This is a genomic window from Neobacillus canaveralius (assembly GCF_047237705.1).
Taxonomy (GTDB): domain Bacteria; phylum Bacillota; class Bacilli; order Bacillales; family Cytobacillaceae; genus Neobacillus; species Neobacillus niacini_K.
In genome coordinates, this window is record NZ_JBDFLL010000001.1 from 4,436,907 (window position 1) to 4,456,711 (window position 19,805).

17 protein-coding genes are annotated in these 19,805 nt (G+C 37.8%); 2 read left to right on the forward strand and 15 right to left on the reverse strand.

Going from position 1 to position 19,805, the window contains the following annotated elements; all coding sequences use genetic code 11:
- Positions 1-50: 50 nt before the first annotated feature.
- The 4 genes from ABC255_RS21655 to ABC255_RS21670 all read right to left on the reverse strand — a co-directional run bounded on the left by ABC255_RS21655 (position 51) and on the right by ABC255_RS21670 (position 6,120).
- The gene (locus ABC255_RS21655; RefSeq protein ID WP_412996799.1) at positions 51-899 is read right to left on the reverse strand and encodes an alpha/beta fold hydrolase; all 849 of its coding nucleotides are present in this window, start codon (positions 897-899) and stop codon (positions 51-53) included.
- A 210-nt stretch (positions 900-1,109) separates the two neighbouring features.
- Complete coding sequence (locus tag ABC255_RS21660) at positions 1,110-2,363, reverse strand: anaerobic sulfatase maturase (protein ID WP_412996801.1); 1,254 nt, start codon at positions 2,361-2,363, stop codon at positions 1,110-1,112.
- 86 nt (positions 2,364-2,449) lie between these two features.
- Positions 2,450-4,750, reverse strand: a complete 2,301-nt coding sequence (locus ABC255_RS21665) for an arylsulfatase (RefSeq protein WP_412996803.1) — start codon at positions 4,748-4,750, stop codon at positions 2,450-2,452.
- Between the two features lie 179 nt (positions 4,751-4,929).
- Complete coding sequence (locus ABC255_RS21670; protein WP_412996805.1) at positions 4,930-6,120, reverse strand: MFS transporter; 1,191 nt, start codon at positions 6,118-6,120, stop codon at positions 4,930-4,932.
- Between the two features lie 506 nt (positions 6,121-6,626).
- Here ABC255_RS21670 and serC point away from each other — a divergent pair.
- The gene (gene serC, locus ABC255_RS21675; RefSeq protein ID WP_412996807.1) at positions 6,627-7,724 is read left to right on the forward strand and encodes a 3-phosphoserine/phosphohydroxythreonine transaminase; all 1,098 of its coding nucleotides are present in this window, start codon (positions 6,627-6,629) and stop codon (positions 7,722-7,724) included.
- 27 nt (positions 7,725-7,751) lie between these two features.
- On the opposite strand, the gene ABC255_RS21680 is transcribed toward serC, so the two are convergent.
- Positions 7,752-8,402, reverse strand: coding sequence for a protein kinase family protein (locus ABC255_RS21680; RefSeq protein ID WP_412996809.1), 651 nt, complete (start codon positions 8,400-8,402; stop codon positions 7,752-7,754).
- A gap of 127 nt (positions 8,403-8,529) precedes the next feature.
- Between ABC255_RS21680 and ABC255_RS21685 the strand changes: the two genes are divergently transcribed.
- Positions 8,530-9,105 (forward strand): GNAT family N-acetyltransferase, encoded by a 576-nt coding sequence (locus ABC255_RS21685; RefSeq protein ID WP_412996810.1) that lies wholly within the window; start codon positions 8,530-8,532, stop codon positions 9,103-9,105.
- Positions 9,106-9,127: 22 nt separating this feature from the next.
- Here the strand turns inward: ABC255_RS21685 and ABC255_RS21690 are convergent, their stop codons facing one another.
- From ABC255_RS21690 to recA, 10 genes are all read right to left on the reverse strand, one after another.
- Complete coding sequence (locus ABC255_RS21690; protein ID WP_412996812.1) at positions 9,128-9,328, reverse strand: hypothetical protein; 201 nt, start codon at positions 9,326-9,328, stop codon at positions 9,128-9,130.
- Positions 9,329-9,444: 116 nt separating this feature from the next.
- Positions 9,445-9,990 carry an outer spore coat protein CotE gene (locus tag ABC255_RS21695; RefSeq protein WP_412996813.1) on the reverse strand — a complete coding sequence of 182 codons (546 nt, stop codon included), beginning with the start codon at positions 9,988-9,990 and terminating at the stop codon, positions 9,445-9,447.
- A gap of 217 nt (positions 9,991-10,207) precedes the next feature.
- A complete protein-coding gene (locus tag ABC255_RS21700) occupies positions 10,208-10,657 on the reverse strand; it encodes a YlbF/YmcA family competence regulator (RefSeq protein ID WP_335536794.1) in 450 nt (149 codons plus the stop codon).
- 1 nt (position 10,658) lies between these two features.
- On the reverse strand, positions 10,659-12,203 hold the full coding sequence (gene miaB / locus ABC255_RS21705) for a tRNA (N6-isopentenyl adenosine(37)-C2)-methylthiotransferase MiaB (RefSeq protein WP_412996815.1): 1,545 nt from the start codon (positions 12,201-12,203) through the stop codon (positions 10,659-10,661).
- A 189-nt stretch (positions 12,204-12,392) separates the two neighbouring features.
- Positions 12,393-13,259: a 2-oxoacid:ferredoxin oxidoreductase subunit beta gene (locus ABC255_RS21710; RefSeq protein ID WP_412996816.1), complete on the reverse strand. Its 867-nt coding sequence runs from the start codon at positions 13,257-13,259 to the stop codon at positions 12,393-12,395.
- Positions 13,260-13,261: 2 nt separating this feature from the next.
- On the reverse strand, positions 13,262-14,998 hold the full coding sequence (locus ABC255_RS21715) for a 2-oxoacid:acceptor oxidoreductase subunit alpha (protein WP_412996818.1): 1,737 nt from the start codon (positions 14,996-14,998) through the stop codon (positions 13,262-13,264).
- A 467-nt stretch (positions 14,999-15,465) separates the two neighbouring features.
- On the reverse strand, positions 15,466-15,726 hold the full coding sequence (gene spoVS, locus ABC255_RS21720; protein WP_003181955.1) for a stage V sporulation protein SpoVS: 261 nt from the start codon (positions 15,724-15,726) through the stop codon (positions 15,466-15,468).
- Between the two features lie 170 nt (positions 15,727-15,896).
- Positions 15,897-16,694: a TIGR00282 family metallophosphoesterase gene (locus ABC255_RS21725; RefSeq protein WP_335529641.1), complete on the reverse strand. Its 798-nt coding sequence runs from the start codon at positions 16,692-16,694 to the stop codon at positions 15,897-15,899.
- Positions 16,695-16,803: 109 nt separating this feature from the next.
- Positions 16,804-18,363, reverse strand: a complete 1,560-nt coding sequence (gene rny, locus ABC255_RS21730) for a ribonuclease Y (RefSeq protein WP_412996821.1) — start codon at positions 18,361-18,363, stop codon at positions 16,804-16,806.
- A gap of 313 nt (positions 18,364-18,676) precedes the next feature.
- Positions 18,677-19,717: a recombinase RecA gene (gene recA, locus ABC255_RS21735; RefSeq protein WP_335529646.1), complete on the reverse strand. Its 1,041-nt coding sequence runs from the start codon at positions 19,715-19,717 to the stop codon at positions 18,677-18,679.
- Between the last annotated feature and the right edge of the window lie 88 nt (positions 19,718-19,805).

Genomic DNA, 19,805 nt, shown 5'->3' on the forward strand with positions numbered 1-19,805 from the left:
GGAGGTATCAACGGTGTATTCGTTTGAACTTAAAAAATCTACTATTATTTCTATATTTCACCGTTGAAAAAATCCGATGTTAATTTGATAAATCTTTCCTTTTGCTCTACTTGAGCCCAGTGCCCGCATCTTTTGAAGATATGAAGCTGTGCATTTGGCAAGTAATCCATAACGTAAAGGCTGCTTTCAAGCGGTACAAATCGGTCTTGGTGCCCGTGAATGAGTAACATTTCATTTTCCATTTGTTTAAGTGCTGAAGGAGGAACAAGCATGTCAGAAAGATGTGATTTTGTGAAATTTTCTTCATAAGATCGGCGTACATCCGGTCTTAAGAACAACTCTAAACGTTCTGCGACAATTTTCTCCAGCTTATCTTCTAGAAAATTCTTATCGTATAAGAACCAGCTTAATAAATTTTTAAATGCAATTGGGTTTGGATCTTTATGGAAGTTTGCTAATTTTGCAAGTTCTGGGGTAGGTTCTTTCAAGCCGCCTCCTGCTCCCATTAAAACTACACGGTCAAACTTTTCTGGAGCGTACATAAGAAGGTGAAGTGCAATAACACCGCCTAAGGAATTTCCAACCAAATGGGCTTTATCAACCTCTAAAGCGTCCATTAAGGAAAGGACTTGATTTACCCGAATCTGCATCCATTCTGCTCCATTTCGAGGATACTCTTCAGGATGATCTGTATTTCCAAAGCCATAGATATCTGGCGCCACTACGTGGAAATTATCCTGGAAACGAGGTAGAATTTCTCTCCAATTTGACTCTCCGCTTGCCCCCGGCCCGCTTCCGTGTAGAAAAATAATCGTTTCAGCTGACTTATTATCTCCAGCTTCATTAATAAATGTTTGATAGTTTCCGGTTTGGATCTTCCGTTTAATTACTTCAGCCATAATTCATTTCCCTCACTTTGCAAATTAATTGATCCTTACAACTAAAATTTTAGTTCTTGTGTTAAATATTACGTATGTAGTATAAAACCATTAAAAAAGCGCTTCCATTAACTAACTATAATTTTACCTACTATAATTCAATCTGTCAATTAATTCTAAAAATTTATTTAATTCGAATTTATCTACAGTTTTAATTGTACTATTGTAAACTTATCTTCTTTTCACAATTAGAGGTCTTTTAATAACTTCCATCACTTCAGCGGCCGGCAAACCATTTTCAATTAGTTGAACCATTACTTTCATATATTTGTGAATATGATGGAAGTATTTTTTATAGCCTGCACACAAATAGTTCAACCCCGGTTCACCATCAGGAGTTAATAGGAAGCGTTGTTTTGGGCATTCTCCGTTGCAGGCAAAACGAACCTCACAGCTTTGACAGTACTTCGGCAGAGAGGATTTTTTATTTTCCCCAAACGCCCGCTGCTTATTTGAATCTATCATCTCACTAAACGTGTCATCAAAGATATTCCCCAGCTTGTATTCAGGGTACATAAAGTGATCACATGAATAAACATCGCCATTGTGTTCAACTATACCTGCCCTCCCACACGTTTCGGCAAAAAAACATGTTGTTGCAGGAAGTCCTAACCATGAAGTAAGAGCGTGTTCAAAGTTCATTACATGGATTTTACCAACATCTTTTCTTACCCACTCATCGAAAATAGCAATTAGAAAATCCCCATATTCTTCGGAATCTACTGTCCAGGTAGAGACAGCTTTCTGGGCTTCTTCCTGTTTTACAGAAGGTGGTGTGGCATGCCGAAGGCCAAGTTTTATCGCTTCGGTATCCGGCAATCTTTCCACTATAGGAATAAACTGTACGAACTCTACTCCCTCTTTCTTAAAAAAGTTATAAATTTCTAAGGGATACATAGAAGAATTCTTTGTTACACATACCAGTACATTAAAAGAAACATTATATTTTTTTAATAAATGAAGTGCATTTAGCACTTTATGAAAAGTCGGTTTTCCACCACGGTCAACTCTATAGCGGTCATGAATGGATTCAGGTCCATCAAGACTCAAGCCTACAAGAAAGTTATGATCGGCCAAAAACTTGCACCATTCTTCTGTTAACAGTGTTCCGTTTGTTTGGAGCGAATTGGTGATTCGTTTTCCTGTCCCATATTTCTTTTGTAGTTCAATTACGCGCTTGTAAAATTCAAGGCCCATTAATGTTGGTTCTCCACCCTGCCATACAAACGGTATTTCATCAACATCTTGAGATTTTATGTATTGGCTAATAAACTCCTCAATAATCTCTTCGGACATTCGGAACTTACTTTTCCCTGTAAAGAAGGCCTCTTTTTCTGTATAAAAACAGTAATGGCAATCTAGATTGCAAATAGGTCCTGAAGGTTTTGCTAGAATATGAAAGCCTTTTGTTGGTGTTTTTTTCATTTTTTCTTCCCTCATTTCTTAAAATAAAAGCCAGTAACGCAGTGAATTGTTACTGGCTTTTTTACTTTTTTCTGACAGTTATTTTTTTATTTTAGTTCGTAAACTACTTTTTCTAGTTCACCCGAAAACTTAAAATCACCTTCATTTTCGTATGCAGTACTCACAGGGTAATGTGTATCTCTTCCAATATCCAATCCTTCAAAGCTTATTTTAAATTTATGAGTTTGATCTATTGTTACTTCCCCTGTTTTCTTCCCGTTAATATAAAGACTGCCTGTTCCTTTATGAAGTTCGGTGGGATTAAACTCATATCTAATAGTGGATTGGCCCTCAGGTGCCTCTGATTCAATCCGATAGACTTTTGTCCCTATGTTATACTCATAAACTAGTTTGTTATCTTTAATATAAAGTGTATAACCGCTCTCATAATTACCTAACGCCACTAGTACCCCTTCATCGGAAGAACTTTCCCTAATAATTGGAACCGTAATCGAATATGGACGGTTTATGATAAATGGCGCAGCACCTTCTGGCAGCAGTGACATGCCGGGATAGAAGGTAAAGGTGTTGCGGTTACGATTAGAATCACTAGGCATAAATAAGAACCCGTCTCCCATAATGTCAGTCATCGGAATAACATCATATTTCTTTGCCTCTTTTTCCCATAATCTTTGAAGTTCTTTTAACCTTTTTGGCTCTTTAGCTGCAAGGTTGTTTGATTCAGTAGGGTCTTTAGCTAAATGATAAAGTTCCCATACGTCATTTTCGTACGATTGTCCTTTTGTATGACGGGCGATTGCTTTCCAGCCGTCATGGTAGATAGCACGCTGCCCATTGTTTTCGAAATATTGAGTTCTCTTACCAGGAGCTTCTGCATTATCAAATGTTTCAGCAAAACTCTCACCTTGAAGCGGTATTTGTTTGACTCCCTTGATTTCTTGCGGCAATTCTATTCCAGCTATATCATAGACAGTTGGCGTGATATCACTTACGTGAACATACTGATCTCGGATTTCCCCTTTTTCCTTAATGCCTTTTGGGTAATATACGATCAGCGGTGTTTTAATTCCAGCTTCATACATCGTTGATTTATATAATTTAAAAGGAGTGTTACTTACTTGGGCCCAGGCAGCTGGGAATTCGACTTTTGCTTTATCAGTTCCAAAATTATCAATATTCTCTACTACATAGTCGAGTGTTTCCGGCATATCGTTGTAGGCCATAGTATGATTTATCGAACCTGTGGCCTTTCCCATTGCACTTGCCCCATTATCAGATAAAAAGACAATCATCGTATTATCCAATTCTCCCACTGAACGCAGATGATTAATAAATCGTCCAATTTGTTCATCTGTATGCGTTAAAAATCCGGCATATGTTTCCTGGAAACGTGTGAACGTTTCTTTCTCGACTTCCGTAAGTTGATCCCATGGTTTCACACCTGGGTTAAGCGGCGTAAGCACTGCATCTTCTGGAATAATTCCTAGTTCTTTTTGCTTCTTAAACCTTTGTTCTCGGATTTTATCCCAGCCTTCATCATATACACCTTCGTATTTTTTAATGTATTCCTCCGGCACCTGAACAGGCTGATGCTGGGCGCCAAACGCTAAATTCAAGAAGAAAGGCTTTTCTGGGTTCACAGAAGCATGATCGGTAACATATTGATTAGCTTTGTCTATGATATCCTCTGAGAAATGATAGTTCTCCTTTTCCGGGATCTCAATAAAACTATTATCTTGGACAAGCTCTGGCCTATATTGATCGCTGGAGTCTTCAAGTATCCCGTAGAAACGATCGAAGCCTTTACCAAGCGGCCAATTTTCATATGGACCTGCTGGAGTTACCTGATGTGACGGAGCTAAGTGCCATTTTCCTAATGTATAGCTATTGTAGCCTTCTTCCTTAAGTACCTCGGCTATCGTGCCAGCCTCTGGATAGATTCGTCCTCGTTTATTCGGATATTCTGGACCCATATCAAAATTGGCCACAGTTGACATCCCAATATCATGAGGATTACGTCCCGTTAGCAATGCCGCACGGGTTGGTGAACAAACTGGAGTAACATGAGAATTGTTGTAGCGCAACCCATTCTCCGCTAACCAATCAAGATTTGGTGTTTGGATTTCAGAACCATAACTTCCAAGGTCGGAAAACCCTGAATCATCCAAAACAATATACACGATATTGGGTTTCGGGGAGTCTTCTCCCGCTTTTTGCTTCCCATTTTCATTTGTTACCTTTGTCTTGTTAGATTCCGCTTTTACTTCCTGCTCCATAAAGTTTTTATAGGAACTTCCTGATAATAATGCTAAGGCAGAAGCAAATACGGTTAACTTCTGAAATGGTGGTTTATTTAATACTTTTAATACTTTTAATCGATTATCCAACGTATTTCCCCCTCTATTCACCAGCCATAGTACGGCTATCTAAAACTATATGTTTTACAAATATCGACCCGTTTGTTGTTTCAATCTTCCCTAAAATAGGAGACACCCCAATCTATTTTGTGGTGAATTCCGTTATTCACTACTTAAAAGAATGAGGTGTCTTCAATTTTAAAGGAGCTTTATGAATTTAAGGTAACCTCTAAATCCTTTTTGGGTCTCATAACTGTTACCGCCCAAATTAGTGCTAAAAGAATTAATCCAACAGAACTGATGGCTAATGGGAAACGGCCAATATCTTGATTAAAAATATTTTGGATAGCTTGAAAACCAAATGGTCCAATGATACCACCCAATCCTTGGCCTACTACGACTAACCCTACTTGAGGAGGAGCACCGACAGGAGTAAGTTCTGAAACTTTGGTAAATACTCCAGGAAGTCCAATTCCCATCCCAGCTCCGCCGATGACACTGCCGATAAAAATCATTGCTAAATTGGGGGAAAAGTAACAAATGACCATCCCTAACCCCGTTACAAAAACTCCGACTGGAAGGTAGAAGTTTGGAAGTGAATGTTTTACCTTTCCGAAAACAAACCCAGCTAGCAGTGTCCCAAAAGTAAAAATAGAGATTGCCAAACCTGCCTCCGTTGCATTACCTAATTGATCACCTTGAATAACAACTGAAATGTTTGTTACATAACCAAAAATTAATGCAGAATAAAATACCTGACCTAAGCAAACCCAATAAATTGCCTTAGGAAGCTTGACCTTAGCCTTTGAGCCAGTCGCTTCTGAAACCTCTTTCTTCTCAGGTTCAGGAAGATAAACAATAGTCAAAGCGAGTATCCATATTGGGAAAAGGTAAGTAAGGAATCCATATTGCCAGCCAAAGGAATCTGCTAAAATTCCTCCGCCTAATTGGAAGAAGATTGCTCCAATACATGCAATCGTGGAGGTTCCAAAGCCTATTAAGAAATCTCTTTCCCTGCCGTCAAAGAAATCCGTAATGACATCAATAGATAACGGCATTGTAATACCTACACCGAGTCCTAAAAGTCCTCTCATTGCAATAATCAATGGCAGATTATCAATAAATGTTGGCAGTGTCCCACCGACAATAAATAAAGTCAACCCGATAAATAACAATGTTTTCTTTTTAAACACTTTGGTTAGTTTTCCATAAAATAACGCAGGTACAATTTGTATGAGACCCGGGAAAGTAGCTACCAACATGACAATGGTGGGATCATAGTCTGGAAATGCCTTAATAATGTCGGCCATAATCGATCCTGCTACTCCAGCTGCAACATCTTGAAAAGCTAGAATGACGACTAAAAATTTAAGCATGTTTCTACTAATATTTTTTGCCATTTTTATCCCCCTTGTATTTGTTTTGCATTATGAAAACTGAACTTTGTAAACGTTTTCATTTAATTCAAAGAATATTATTTCTTCTGCTCGTGGCCAGCAAGCAACAAAAGCTTAAAATCTCAGGTTTTAGAAACACTAAAATTTTACATTTCTATTTTCCACGATTTTACCGGTAAAAATCGTAAAAAAAAGCACTTCCTTTTGCTAACTGTAATTCTACAGTCGCACAAAATACTTGTCAATATATTCATAATACTTTTTATTTTCCGAACAATTAGTTACACAATTTCTTATATAAAATAAAAAAAACACTGAATTTCTACTGTTTTTTACTTAATTTCTTTGTGAAAATCTGAACTCTATTTATATTTTTCACAAGGGAACAGCGGCTGAAAATATATATATTATAAATTTTTTTGAATGTAAACGTCTTCACTTAGAATTAGTTGATTTAAAATGCAAGAAAATATGTTATATTCTAATAAATGAAAAATGGGAGTGAAAAAATGAATACACTTGTCCAGCGTGCCTATAACTTTAATGCAGGTCCATCTGCCCTTCCGTTAGCTGTTCTTGAAAAAGCTCAAAAGGAACTAATTGATTTTCGTGGTACGGGTATGTCAGTCATGGAGCTTAGCCACCGTAGTGCTGCCTATGAAGAAGTACATAACAATGCCATTGCACTTCTAAAAGAATTGTTATCTATTCCGGAAAATTACGAGGTCCTTTTTCTGCAAGGGGGAGGAAGTCTTCAATTTTCAATGGTTCCAATGAACTTTTTGAAACCTGGAGAAAAAGCAGGATATATCATGTCCGGGTCATGGTCTGAAAAAGCATATTCTGAAGCAAAATTATTTGGGGATGCTTACCAAGTTGCCTCTACGAAGGAAGGACAATATCGCGGTGTCCCTCAATTTGACGAGTTGAAATACAACCCGACAGATGCTTATATTCATCTCACATCAAATAATACCATCTATGGGACACAATGGAAGGACTTCCCAGATACAGGTGATGTACCATTGATTGCCGATATGTCCAGTGATATTTTATCCAAGCCCATTGATGTAAGCAAATTTTCATTAATTTATGCCGGCGCTCAAAAGAATCTTGGTCCTTCTGGTGTTACAGTAGCTATCATTCGCAAGGATCTGCTTGAAAAGGCGAATCCTAACATTCCGACTATGCTAAAGTATAGCACACATTCAAAAAACAACTCTTTGTATAATACACCACCTACATTCGGTATTTATATGCTTGGCGAAGTTTTGAACTGGATTAAAGAAACAGGCGGAATTAATGAACTAACCAAACGAAACGAGGAAAAAGCAAAACTCATTTATGACGCAATCGATCAAAGCAACGGATTCTATATTGGTCATGCTGAAGTCGAAAGCCGCTCACTTATGAATATTACTTTCCGAGTGAAGGATGAAGAATTAGAGAAGAAATTCTTAGCTGAAGCAAAGATTAAAGGATTTATCGGTGTAAATGGTCACCGTTCTGTTGGAGGCTGCCGTGCATCTACCTACAACGCTGTCCCGTATGAAACATGTAAAGCTTTCAGTGAATTTATGGTTCAATTTCAAAATGTAAATCAATAACCAAATAGATTTAAAAGGGAAATATTATCATTTATTTCCCTTTTTTATTTTTCGATAAAAACGGTACCCTTTTCTAACACTGTTTACAATAAAAAAAGGAACCCGCAGTCGATATTTGTAAATAATCGGAAGGTATATTTTATAATAAGCTCTCTTTAAATCATCCCACTTCCGGCATTTACCCTGCTTATAAAAATCAGAAACATCGACGATATACCCTCTTCCATTACTCATTACGACATTTTTCCCATGTACATCGAATGGGTTTAAGCCTTTTTCCCGAGCATATGCCATCCCCTCATCGACATCGTTAACGACAGACTCCGGTATCGGGACGCCTTTTACAACAGCATCGAACAGATTAATTCCATCTATCCTTTTAAGAATCAAATAATTATCCCCATAATCAATTAAGGAGGAAAAGGATTGATGATTACCAAGTTTTTTATATACTTCGACTTCCTTTTTTAACTCCTCAGGTTCTCTTCCATACACCTTCACAACCCATTTAGGATTTGATTGATGTAAAAAGACACCTGCATAATTTCCACTTCCAATTGTTTTCCAAGTATTCGAAAAATTTTTTACAATAATTGGATCAAATGGACCTTCCGTTGATAATTGGATATTGGGCAATAATTCATTTCCAATCAATTTTGTATATTTCTCAATTTTCATTTGTACACCTCAAAACAAACTAGATAATAACTCTTTCCTTTTAGTATACATCTCATATACACTTAGAATAGATAAAATATTCTTTACTTTTAAAAAAAGTTTATTCCTATATAAATGAGGTGTTGCTGTGTTATTTCCAACTTTAGAAACTAAAAAACTAAAACTAATTGAAATTACACCTATTCACGCTGAGAGCTTATTTGAAATTTTATCATTAGAGGAGGTAACCAGATATTACGGGACGGATACTTTCACCTCTATCGAAGAAGCAAAAAAGTTAATTGACATTTTTCAGAAAAATTTTTATGAAAAACGTTCCATGCGCTGGGGAATAGTCCTTAAGAAAAATAACAAATTTATTGGTACATTAGGTCTAAATGGATTACAGCTTAAAAATAAAAAAGCTGAGATTGGCTATGAAATTCATCCCTCCTACTGGCGTAAAGGCTACACTTCTGAAGCTATAAATGAGGTTTTGCGGTATAGTTATTTAGAGTTGGAATTAAACCGCATAGGAGCTGTTGTTTACCTTGAAAACGAGGCTTCTAGTAATCTTCTTGAAAAGTTAGGTTTTAGGAAAGAAGGGGTATTGCGTGATTATTTGTTTCAAAACAATTCATATCATACCACTAGTATGTTTTCTTTACTAAAGCGTGAATGGGAAATGCTTACAGCTGAATCTTTAGGCTTTATAGTTAAATAAAAAAGCCAGGAAATCCTGGCTTTTATTCTTCAAAGTAATCTTTAAATGCTTTTGGATTATTGGTTTCTTTTCCCTGATAATAGGGGTTATTCTCAGTAGAGTCCTGCGGGTCGAGATTTGTCTTAATAATCAAGTGTGGTCCTGATGGCTGCTCCACAATGATTCTGTCGTTTAATTGGTCGAAATCAGGCAGTTTGTTATTTCCAGGTTGTCTAGGCTCCATGTCTGTGACACCTCCTAAAAATATAATGCTGATTTTTCTTTTTTATCATACATACTTTCTTTTATTATAAGATAATAAAAAAGAAAAAACTAGGAAGTAGAGACTTCCTAGTGTGTTTATTCTTCTTCGACGCCGAGTAAGAAATCTGGATTTAATTCCTCAAATTCTTCGTCGTCAACTTCCATTCCCCAATCATCGTCGTCTTCATGGCATCCCTTTGGATTGATGGCTACGCATACTTTCGTTTCGCCAATCACTTCCACGAGGAATTCCCTTTCAACATGGACAATGATTCGATTGCCATTTGGGGAGATAACGGCTTCACAACAATTTGGCTGCTGCAAGACACGAGCACAAATCTCATTGTCATCCAAGCAATCATGGTCACGGTAACGTAACTTAATAACATCCGTATACTGAACTTTTTCTGTTACTACTTCTGTTCTGGTATTATCATTAAAGGAATACCATACGTTGATGTCATACGATCCGTGTATTTCTACAGTTTTGCCGACTTTTTTCGCGTTGTATTTATGGTTGATAATCCAACATCCAAGAATGCTTGTTGGACTATGTGCCGGGCTAATCGTATGATTGGACTGGGTGAATTTACGCCCTTTCGCTACTACGGCCTTCGTAATTATCTCTCTGTATTCTCCCATTTCGCGCGAACCCTCCTCATTCATTTTCAATTCATCCTATGCAATTTTTTAGACTAGTGTGCGATATATTTCTGCGAATACTGGATAAAAGTTTAGTCATAGTTCATTTTATGCGGAAGTCTAATGTAGGTTCCAATTAGGCAAGTACTTTAAGTTGAAATGACCTTTCTAAAAATGCGCATAAAAAAACCAGGCTAATAAAAGCCTGGTTACCTTTTTAATGTTCATGGTCGTGATCGTGATTTCCGCAAGACCCGCCATTATGAATACTTGCACCTGTTTCACCTTTTAAGACATCTCCGCCAGTTGACTCAATAATGACGTCTGTTACCTTATTAGAGATTGTAGTAGCAATTAACTGAAGCAATTCATTTACTTCTAATTGGGACTGCTTAAACTCTTGAACAACTGGAATATCATCTAGTTCCTGTTCAATCGTAGCAATTTTATCTTCTACTTTTTTCAATGCTTCTGGCTTACCGTAATGCTGTAAATTAACGGCTTGCTTTTGCAAACCCTTAATATCTGAAATTAACGTACTAACCTTCGGGTTTACGTGAATCTGTGCTTCTGCACGTTTAAAGAAATCAACTTCCTCAGTTTCTCCTATCATCCGTGCTAATTCTTGTGCACGAGCAATGATATCGTCTTTTGTATATTTCGCCACTTTATTTCACCTCTACTGGTTCTAGTTCTTCCACCATTTCTCCGTTTAATGACCATGTTCTAGCTTCAGTAATTCTCACCTTTACTATTTTACCAATGGCTGTTTTAGGTGCAGCAAAATTCACAAGCTTGTTCCTAGATGTGTAACCTGCTAGGACATCTGGATTGTTCTTGCTTTCCCCTTCAACAAGAACATCTAAGATTTGACCTTCATGTTTTTTCATTGCTTCTAAAGAAAGCTCGTTTACAAGGGCGTTCAAACGCTGCAAGCGTGCTTTTTTTACTTCCAGTGGAACGTTATCCTCCATTTTAGCCGCAGGCGTACCTTCACGTGGAGAGTAAATAAAAGTATAAGCCAATTCATAACCCACCTCACGATAGAGCGACATTGTTTCTTCAAACTGTTCGTCCGTTTCGTTAGGGTAGCCAACGATAATATCGGTGGTCAAAGCAACGTTTGGAATGGCCGCTTTGATTTTTCTTACAAGTTCTAAATATTGTTCCCTTGTATATTTACGAGCCATGATTTTCAATACGTCTGTTGAACCAGATTGAACTGGTAAATGGATATGATCCATTAGGTTACCACCTTGGGAGAGAACTTCAATTAGACGATCATCAAAGTCGCGGGGATGGCTTGTAGTAAAACGAATCCGTGGGATATCAATTTTCCGCAGCTCATTCATCAGCTCGCCAAGTCCATAGTTACTATCCGCTAAATCTTTTCCATACGCATTTACGTTTTGACCTAAAAGAGTGACCTCTTGGTATCCTTGTGCTGCTAATTGACGTACTTCCTGGATAATTTCCTCAGGGCGACGGCTTCGTTCCTTCCCACGAGTAAAAGGGACAATACAGTACGTACAGAATTTGTCACAGCCGTACATTATGTTAACCCATGCCTTAATATTTCCACGTCGTACTTTTGGAAGGTTTTCGATGACGTCACCTTCTTTAGACCAAACTTCAACGACCATTTCTTTAGACATGTAGGCTTCATGTAAAATATTTGGCAAACGGTGAATGTTATGTGTACCAAAAATCATGTCAACTTGATTATAGGTTTTTAGAATCTTATTAACAACTGATTCTTCCTGTGACATACATCCACAAACACCTATTAGTAAATCTGGTTTTTCTAACTTCAAATGCTTTAAATGTCCTAGTTCACCGAATACTTTATTTTCAGCATTCTCACGAATTGCACACGTATTTAACAGGATAACGTTTGCATCCTCTGTATTGTCTGTTGGCTCATAGCCTAAAGCCAAAAAGATACCAGCCATAACTTCTGTATCGTGTTCGTTCATCTGGCAGCCGTAGGTACGGATATAAAACTTCCTGCCTTCTCCCATACCGCGAAATTCTTCAGAAATGGAGAAATCGTTATGGTATTTCACTTCTTCTTTACCACGTTTTTTCGCATCTTTTAAAGATGGAGCAGTAATAACCTGTTCAAAGTACTTACTGTAATCCTTGGCGGATTTTTTGTCCGAAGAATTAGCAGCTTCAATTTGTTTAGATTCTAAACGTTGTTTTTCATTCATTCGTATTAGATCTCCTTTCAGTCATTTTAGCTGATGTGTCTATTAATATTAATAAAGTAAATTTTTACCTGTACATAGTGTTAGAGCGTACCTAACATACTTCTGCACATTATTATAGTATAAAGGTTAATAGGCCTGAAAACAATAGAAAATCCCGTAGTAGACACTACGGGACGTTTCAAATTGCTATTACATAAATTCGCCAACTAATTTATCAAAATACCCTTGATCAAGATTTAAATCAGCCTGTGATAAAGGAGTTTCAGAGAAACCATTGATTAATTCCTGATAAGATTTACGTTCTGTGTTTTGATAAATTAAACCAGTAACTAAACCATTATGCTTCATCAATGTCTGCATAGCTTCTTCACGGTTTGAAGGATCATAACCTTCAATATCGCTTAATTTCGTTAGATTTTCTTTAAACCAGTCGTATGTGTTTACTTTATTATATGTTACACATGGGCTGTATACGTTAATTAAAGAGAACCCTTTATGCCTAATACCAGCTTCAATTAAAGCAGTCAAATCCTTTAAATCCGTTGAAAAACTTTGTGCAACAAACGTTGCTCCAGCAGTTAGGGCCATCTCCATCGGAGAAATAGCTTGTTCAACAGAACCCATCGGAGTTGATTTTGTTTTAAATCCAGCGGCGGAACGTGGAGACGTTTGTCCCTTTGTTAAGCCATAGATTTGGTTATCCATTACAACGTAAGTAATATCAATATTTCTTCGAATTGCATGGATTGTATGACCCATACCAATTGCAAAACCGTCTCCGTCACCACCAGAAGCGATAACTGTTAAATCACGGTTTGCCATTTTTACACCTTGTGCGATTGGTAATGAGCGACCATGAATTCCATGGAAGCCATATGAATTAATGTACCCTGAGATACGACCAGAACATCCAATACCAGAAATAACAGCTAAGTTTTCAGGCTCAAGACCTACATTCGCTGCTGCACGTTGCATTGCCGCTTGTACAGAGAAGTCGCCACAGCCAGGGCACCAGTTCGGTTTTACATTATTTCTAAAGTCTTTAAAAGTGGCCATGTTTAGAACAACTCCTTACATTTTGTATATACTTCGTGTGGTAGGAACGGATTACCGTCATATTTTAAATGTTTAATAATCTTTTCAGCATGACCAACATTCATTTTCATAATGTTTGCCAATTGTCCAGTAGCGTTGTTCTCAACAACTACTACTTTCTTTGCTGAACGAACAAGTTGTAATACTTCGTCAGTTGGGAAAGGGTGAATCAAACGAATTTGTGCATGGTTTACTTTTAAGCCATCGTTTTCTAAACGAACCATTGCTTCTTCAATTACACCACGAGTTGAATTAAATCCAACAAATAATACGTCAGCATCTTCGTGTTTAACATTTTTATACACTGGTGTGTTGAAACGAAGATTTTCTATTTTACGGAATCGCTTGTCCATTTGGGCAATTCTGTTTACTGCTGATTCAGAAGGTTTACCAGTTTCATCATGTTCAACACCTGTTACATGGTGGATACCATTTTTCATACCAGGGATAACACGTGGTGAAACTCCATCAGCAGTCACTTCATAACGTTTGAAATATCCTTTGTTTTCATTTTCAGGAATTTCATCTGTTACCAGCTTACCACGTCTGATTTCAACTTTATCCATACTTAATGGTTCAACAGTCTGCTTACCTAAAGATAGTTGAAGATCGGTAAGGATAATAACTGGACATTGATATTCTTCAGCAAGGTTAAATGCTTCAGCAGTATCATAGAATGCTTCTTCTACAGTACTTGGAGCCATTACGATTTTAGGGATTTCTCCATGTGTTCCATAGATCATCGCCATTAAATCTGACTGCTCCTGCTTTGTTGGTAACCCTGTAGATGGACCTCCACGTTGGGTATCAACAATAACAAGTGGAGTTTCTGTAATACCAGATAGACCGATCGCTTCCATTTTTAATGATAATCCCGGACCAGCAGATGCAGTAATTGTACGAACACCAGCATAGTTGGCACCAATTGCCATTGTACATGCAGCAATTTCATCCTCTGTTTGAATAACCGAACCACCAAGTGCAGGAAGCTTTTTAATTAAATATTCCATTATTTCAGAAGCTGGTGTAATAGGGTAAGCAGCCATAAAACGGCAGCCAGCTGCTACAGCTCCTAATGCAATTGCGTCATTTCCAATCATAAACATGCGCTTCTTGCCGTCAGCTTTTTCAAGTTCCATTATTTCAACGCCATTTACAAGCTGTTTTTTCATATAATCATATCCAGCTTTAATAGCATCCATGTTTTTCGCAACTACTTGAGCACCTTTTTTACCAAAAATCTCTTGAACTACTTCTTCAAAAACATGAATATCAAGATTCAAGACAGCTGAAGTAGCACCAATGGCTACCATGTTTTTCATTAGGGAAGTTCCTAATTCAGTAGCAATTTCTGTAAATGGAACCGCATACAATGATGCTTGTGTATCTTCTGGATTCTTCGGCGTGAATTTTGCATCCGCAAGTATTACACCTTTGCTGTGTAACTCTTTGTAGTTTAAATCGATAGTTTCTTGGTCAAAAGCAACAAGAACATCAAGATCATCCGAGATCGAACGAACTTCTTTTGTACTTACTCTGATTTTGTTGTTTGTATGACCGCCTTTAATACGAGATGAAAAGTGACGATAACCATACAAGTAATAACCGAGGCGATTCAATGCAATAGCAAATATTTCCCCAGTACTTTCAATACCTTCCCCTTGTTGTCCGCCAACTTTCCACGAAAGTTGATTGATCATGACTTACACCCCTTTGGATATGTAAAAAATATATTTTATTACTATCTAATAGTATAGCACAATTCCGAGTGATTCACTAGAATTTAGCCTTTTAAAGCTTTAAAGACAAAATCAATTGAAACTAGAAGATGTACTAAACGCTTACAATTCTAGACCTCCAAACCAAAAATTGCAACCCTTTAAGACGAAATATTGTCTAAAATATGAATATTTTTTTATATTTTAAAAATTGACATTTAGTAAATCTGCATAACTCTCTATAGAATTGTTATAAAACGTTGTTGTTATGCGATTTATAACTAAATCTTATAAAATATATTACTTTAATACGTTATCACAGAAAACGTTTTCATTTATACTAGAATAACATTATTATAATGATTTGTATATAAAAATACCTGCTTAAAATTTAAGCAGGTAAAAGTTTGTTCTATTCATCATGTTTCACTTCATTGATTCTATCTCTTTCATCTGGGTTCAACAATAAGCTTTATAGCCGTGCGTTCTTCACCATCAATCTGAATATCAGTGAACGCAGGGATGCAAATCAAATCAACTCCGCTAGGTGCTACAAATCCTCTTGCAATCGCTACTGCCTTAACAGCTTGATTCAATGCACCTGCACCAATCGCCTGTATTTCTGCTGCACCTCTTTCACGCAGAACTCCAGCAAGTGCACCAGCTACAGAATTAGGATTAGATTTTGCTGAAACTTTTAATATTTCCATTCCTAGCTCCCCCTTGTATAATCCCGATCCTGGCATGAGCAGTTTCATGAGCAAATCAGGTATATAAGATTCCACTGCTACTATATTCATTCTGTAAAAGACATATTCCGGCTTGGACAAAAAAAGTGCTTAATTATCATAAAAAGAAATAACCTTCCGTAAATGGAAGGTTAAGAATACCAAGGATTATCTTCATTTATTAAAATTCTTTCCATTTTTTTGCACTTGCCAGTTTTTCTATCAAGTTCCAGGTAGACTCCACTTAGCTGGGTTCTTCCCGTTTTAGGAACTTCAAATCTAACTGGAAGGCTTGTGATGAATTTGGTGATGACTGCTTCCCGTTCCATACCAAGAATTCCATCATATGGACCTGTCATCCCCACATCAGTTAAGTAGCCCGTTCCGTTTGGGAGGATGCGGCTATCTGCTGTTTGCACATGTGTATGTGTACCTACGACCGCAGAAACCTTCCCGTCTAAATACCAGCCCATTGCTAGTTTTTCACTTGTCGCTTCTGCATGAAAGTCCACAAAGATAAAGGGTGTACGCTCTTGAGCAATTTCGATTAATTCATCCGCTTTTTTAAAAGGACAATCTAACGGAGGCATAAAGGTTCGCCCCTGCAAATTGATGACAGCTACTTCGATGTCATTCACCTTAAAAAATGCTAGCCCTTTTCCGGGAGTCCCTTCTGGAAAGTTTGCTGGACGTACCATATTCTTTGCTGATTCGATAAATTCAAAAATCTCCTTGTTGTCCCACGAATGATTTCCAAGGGTTACAGCCTGCGCTCCAGAACCTAAAAATTCTCGATAGATTTTTTCTGTAATACCTCTGCCGCCTGCTGCATTTTCACCATTAATAATAGTAAAATTTGGTCGATATTTTTCCTTGATTTTTGGCACATACTCTTTTACCATATCTCGACCCGGTGATCCTACAACATCTCCAATAAATAATAAGTTCATTTGTAATCCTTTCGTGATGCATTTATTTATTATAAATTGTATCACACTTTTATTTTATTTAACCGCAAATCCAACCCTCAAAAAAACAAAGCAGTGCTTTCGCACCGCTTTATTTTGCGTATTCTACAGCCCGTGTTTCACGGATGACTGTCACTTTAATATGTCCAGGGTAATCAAGCTCTTCTTCTATTCGTTTCCGAATATCCCGAGCCAAACGATGTGCAGCAAGATCATCAACTGCATCTGGTCTAACAATAATCCGGACCTCTCGGCCAGCTTGGATTGCAAAGGATTTTTCAACACCTTCATAAGACTCAGAAATTTCCTCCAGCTTTTCTAAACGGCGGATATAGTTTTCTAGAGTCTCACTGCGTGCTCCAGGTCTCGCAGCCGACAAAGCGTCAGCAGCAGCAACTAGAACAGCAATGGTTGATGTTGGTTCCGTATCACCATGGTGTGAAGCAATACTGTTGATTACCACTGGGTGTTCCTTGTATTTAGTTGCAAGTTCAACCCCGATTTCAACATGGCTTCCTTCCACTTCATGGTCAATTGCTTTTCCGATATCATGTAATAGACCTGCACGTCTTGCAAGTGTTTCATCCTCACCAAGTTCAGCTGCAAGTAAGCCCGAAAGCTGTGCAACCTCCATTGAGTGTTTTAAGACATTTTGTCCGTAACTTGTACGGAACTTTAAGCGTCCTAAGATCTTAATAAGATCCGGATGTAATCCATGAACTCCGACTTCAAAGGTCGTCTGTTCACCCACTTCACGGATGTACTCATCCACTTCACGACGAGATTTTTCGACCATTTCCTCAATACGAGCAGGATGGATACGTCCGTCCTGGACTAACTTTTCAAGCGCCAATCGTGCTGTTTCTCGTCGAATCGGGTCAAATCCTGAAAGAATAACAGCTTCTGGAGTATCATCGATAATCAAATCAATTCCTGTTAGCGTTTCTAATGTACGGATATTTCTTCCTTCACGGCCAATAATACGACCTTTCATTTCATCATTCGGAAGGTTGACCACAGATACAGTCGTTTCCGCAACATGGTCAGCAGCGCAACGCTGGATTGCTAGCGAAAGGATTTCCTTCGCTTTCTTGTCAGCTTCCTCTTTCACGCGGTTTTCACTATCCTTGATCATTATCGCTGTCTCGTAGGTTAGTTCCTGCTCCAACTTGTCAATAATAATTGCCTTAGCTTCCTCACGCGTTAAGCTCGAAATTCGTTCGAGTTCTGTTTGTTGTGTTCGTACCAACTCGTCCACTTTGCTTTCCATCTGTTCAATATGCTGTTGTCTTTGGTTTAGAGAATCATCCTTCTTTTCTAATAGAATTTCTCGTTTATTTAACGATTCATCCTTTCGATCTAAATTCTCTTCTCTTTGCAGTAAACGGTTTTCTTGTTTTTGCAGTTCATTTCTTCGTTCACGAACCTCACGTTCGGCTTCAGTACGAAGTTTGTGAATTTCATCCTTTGCTTCTAGCAAGGCTTCTTTTTTCAATGAATCAGCGTCACGCTTTGCATCTTCAAGAATCTGCTCTGCAGCATTCTTTGCACCTGCTATTTTTGCCTCAGCAATGGATTTACGAACAAAATAGCCAACAACGGCACCGACGATAATGCCAAGCAAAATGGAGATGATAGTAATAGGTTCCATCGTTACACCTCCTCTTGCTATAAACTTTTGTTACACTTTTTAAGTGTCGGCATGTACATTGGTTTGGTTCAACATACAGCAAGCACCAAGCTTTTCATTGTAATATTAACAAAAATGTAAAATATACATGTTAATTGTAAATGTGTGTATATTTATTGTCAAGGGTAACTCCTGACAGCTTTTTGAAATATTTAGACTTTGCTCATGTTTTAACAATATACAAATCGCTATTTTGTGTATAATTATACACAAACACTGATAAATATCCAGTTCATTAAAAAGAGCAAAACCTAAACAGGCTTTGCTCTTTTTGTTAGTCTATTAATTCGATTTGTTCATCGTCATCGGCTTCAGTGACTATTTTTTCCCCGTCTAATCCGAAGTGCTCACGAATCTTTTGCTGAATTTCAAGACGAACACTTGGATTTTCTCTTAAGAAAGTCTTCGCATTTTCACGACCTTGACCGATTCTTTCCTCATTGTAAGAATACCAAGAACCGCTCTTTTGAACGATATCTAATTCAGAGCCAATATCAATGATTTCGCCCTCTTTAGAAATTCCTTCACCATACATAATATCCACTTCAGCTGTACGGAATGGAGGAGCAACTTTATTTTTAACAATCTTAATTTTCGTTTTGTTACCAACGACGTCAGTGCCTTGTTTGATAGCTTCTCCACGACGTACTTCAACACGGATTGTAGAGTAGAATTTCAACGCACGGCCACCTGGAGTTGTTTCAGGGTTCCCAAACATAACTCCAATTTTCTCACGAACCTGGTTGATAAAGATTGCAATTGTCTTTGATTTGTTAATGACACCAGAAAGTTTACGGAGTGCTTGAGACATCAAACGAGCTTGAAGACCCATGTGAGAATCTCCCATTTCTCCTTCAATTTCTGCCTTTGGAACTAGTGCTGCAACCGAGTCGACTACTAGAATATCAATTGCACCACTTCGTACAAGTGCCTCTGCGATCTCTAGCGCTTGTTCCCCAGTATCAGGCTGAGATAACAATAACTCATCGATGTTTACTCCTAGTTTTTGTGCATATGCTGGATCCAGGGCATGCTCAGCGTCAATAAACGCGGCTTGTCCGCCAGCAGCTTGTACTTCTGCAATAGCATGTAAGGCAACGGTTGTTTTACCTGAGCTTTCAGGTCCGTAAATTTCGATAATTCTTCCTCTAGGATATCCACCAACACCAAGTGCTGAATCAACGGCTAATGAGCCACTTGGACTTGTTAAAATCCTTGTGTCTGTCTTCTCTCCCATTTTCATGATGGAACCTTTACCAAATTGCTTTTCTATTTGTTTTAGCGCCATTTCTAAGGCCGCTTTACGATCACTCACTACAAGTTCCTCCCTTATATATAAACCAAAAAGTTAATAGCCAAAATCTATGATTTAAATCCTATTAATAATATAACCTCTTTTTGGA

Excerpts from the sequence above, each read along its gene's own strand:
- ABC255_RS21655 (WP_412996799.1), bottom strand. The coding sequence starts at position 899 with ATGGCTGAAGTAATTAAACGGAAGATCCAAACCGGAAACTATCAAACA.
- ABC255_RS21660 (WP_412996801.1), bottom strand. The coding sequence starts at position 2,363 with ATGAAAAAAACACCAACAAAAGGCTTTCATATTCTAGCAAAACCTTCA.
- ABC255_RS21670 (WP_412996805.1), bottom strand. The coding sequence starts at position 6,120 with ATGGCAAAAAATATTAGTAGAAACATGCTTAAATTTTTAGTCGTCATT.
- serC (WP_412996807.1), top strand. The coding sequence starts at position 6,627 with ATGAATACACTTGTCCAGCGTGCCTATAACTTTAATGCAGGTCCATCT.
- ABC255_RS21680 (WP_412996809.1), bottom strand. The coding sequence starts at position 8,402 with ATGAAAATTGAGAAATATACAAAATTGATTGGAAATGAATTATTGCCC.
- ABC255_RS21690 (WP_412996812.1), bottom strand. The coding sequence starts at position 9,328 with ATGGAGCCTAGACAACCTGGAAATAACAAACTGCCTGATTTCGACCAA.
- ABC255_RS21695 (WP_412996813.1), bottom strand. The coding sequence starts at position 9,990 with ATGGGAGAATACAGAGAGATAATTACGAAGGCCGTAGTAGCGAAAGGG.
- miaB (WP_412996815.1), bottom strand. The coding sequence starts at position 12,203 with ATGAATGAAAAACAACGTTTAGAATCTAAACAAATTGAAGCTGCTAAT.
- ABC255_RS21710 (WP_412996816.1), bottom strand. The coding sequence starts at position 13,259 with ATGGCCACTTTTAAAGACTTTAGAAATAATGTAAAACCGAACTGGTGC.
- ABC255_RS21715 (WP_412996818.1), bottom strand. The coding sequence starts at position 14,998 with ATGATCAATCAACTTTCGTGGAAAGTTGGCGGACAACAAGGGGAAGGT.
- spoVS (WP_003181955.1), bottom strand. The coding sequence starts at position 15,726 with ATGGAAATATTAAAAGTTTCAGCAAAATCTAATCCTAATTCTGTAGCT.
- ABC255_RS21725 (WP_335529641.1), bottom strand. The coding sequence starts at position 16,694 with ATGAACTTATTATTTATTGGAGATGTTGTAGGATCACCGGGTCGAGAT.
- rny (WP_412996821.1), bottom strand. The coding sequence starts at position 18,363 with ATGGAACCTATTACTATCATCTCCATTTTGCTTGGCATTATCGTCGGT.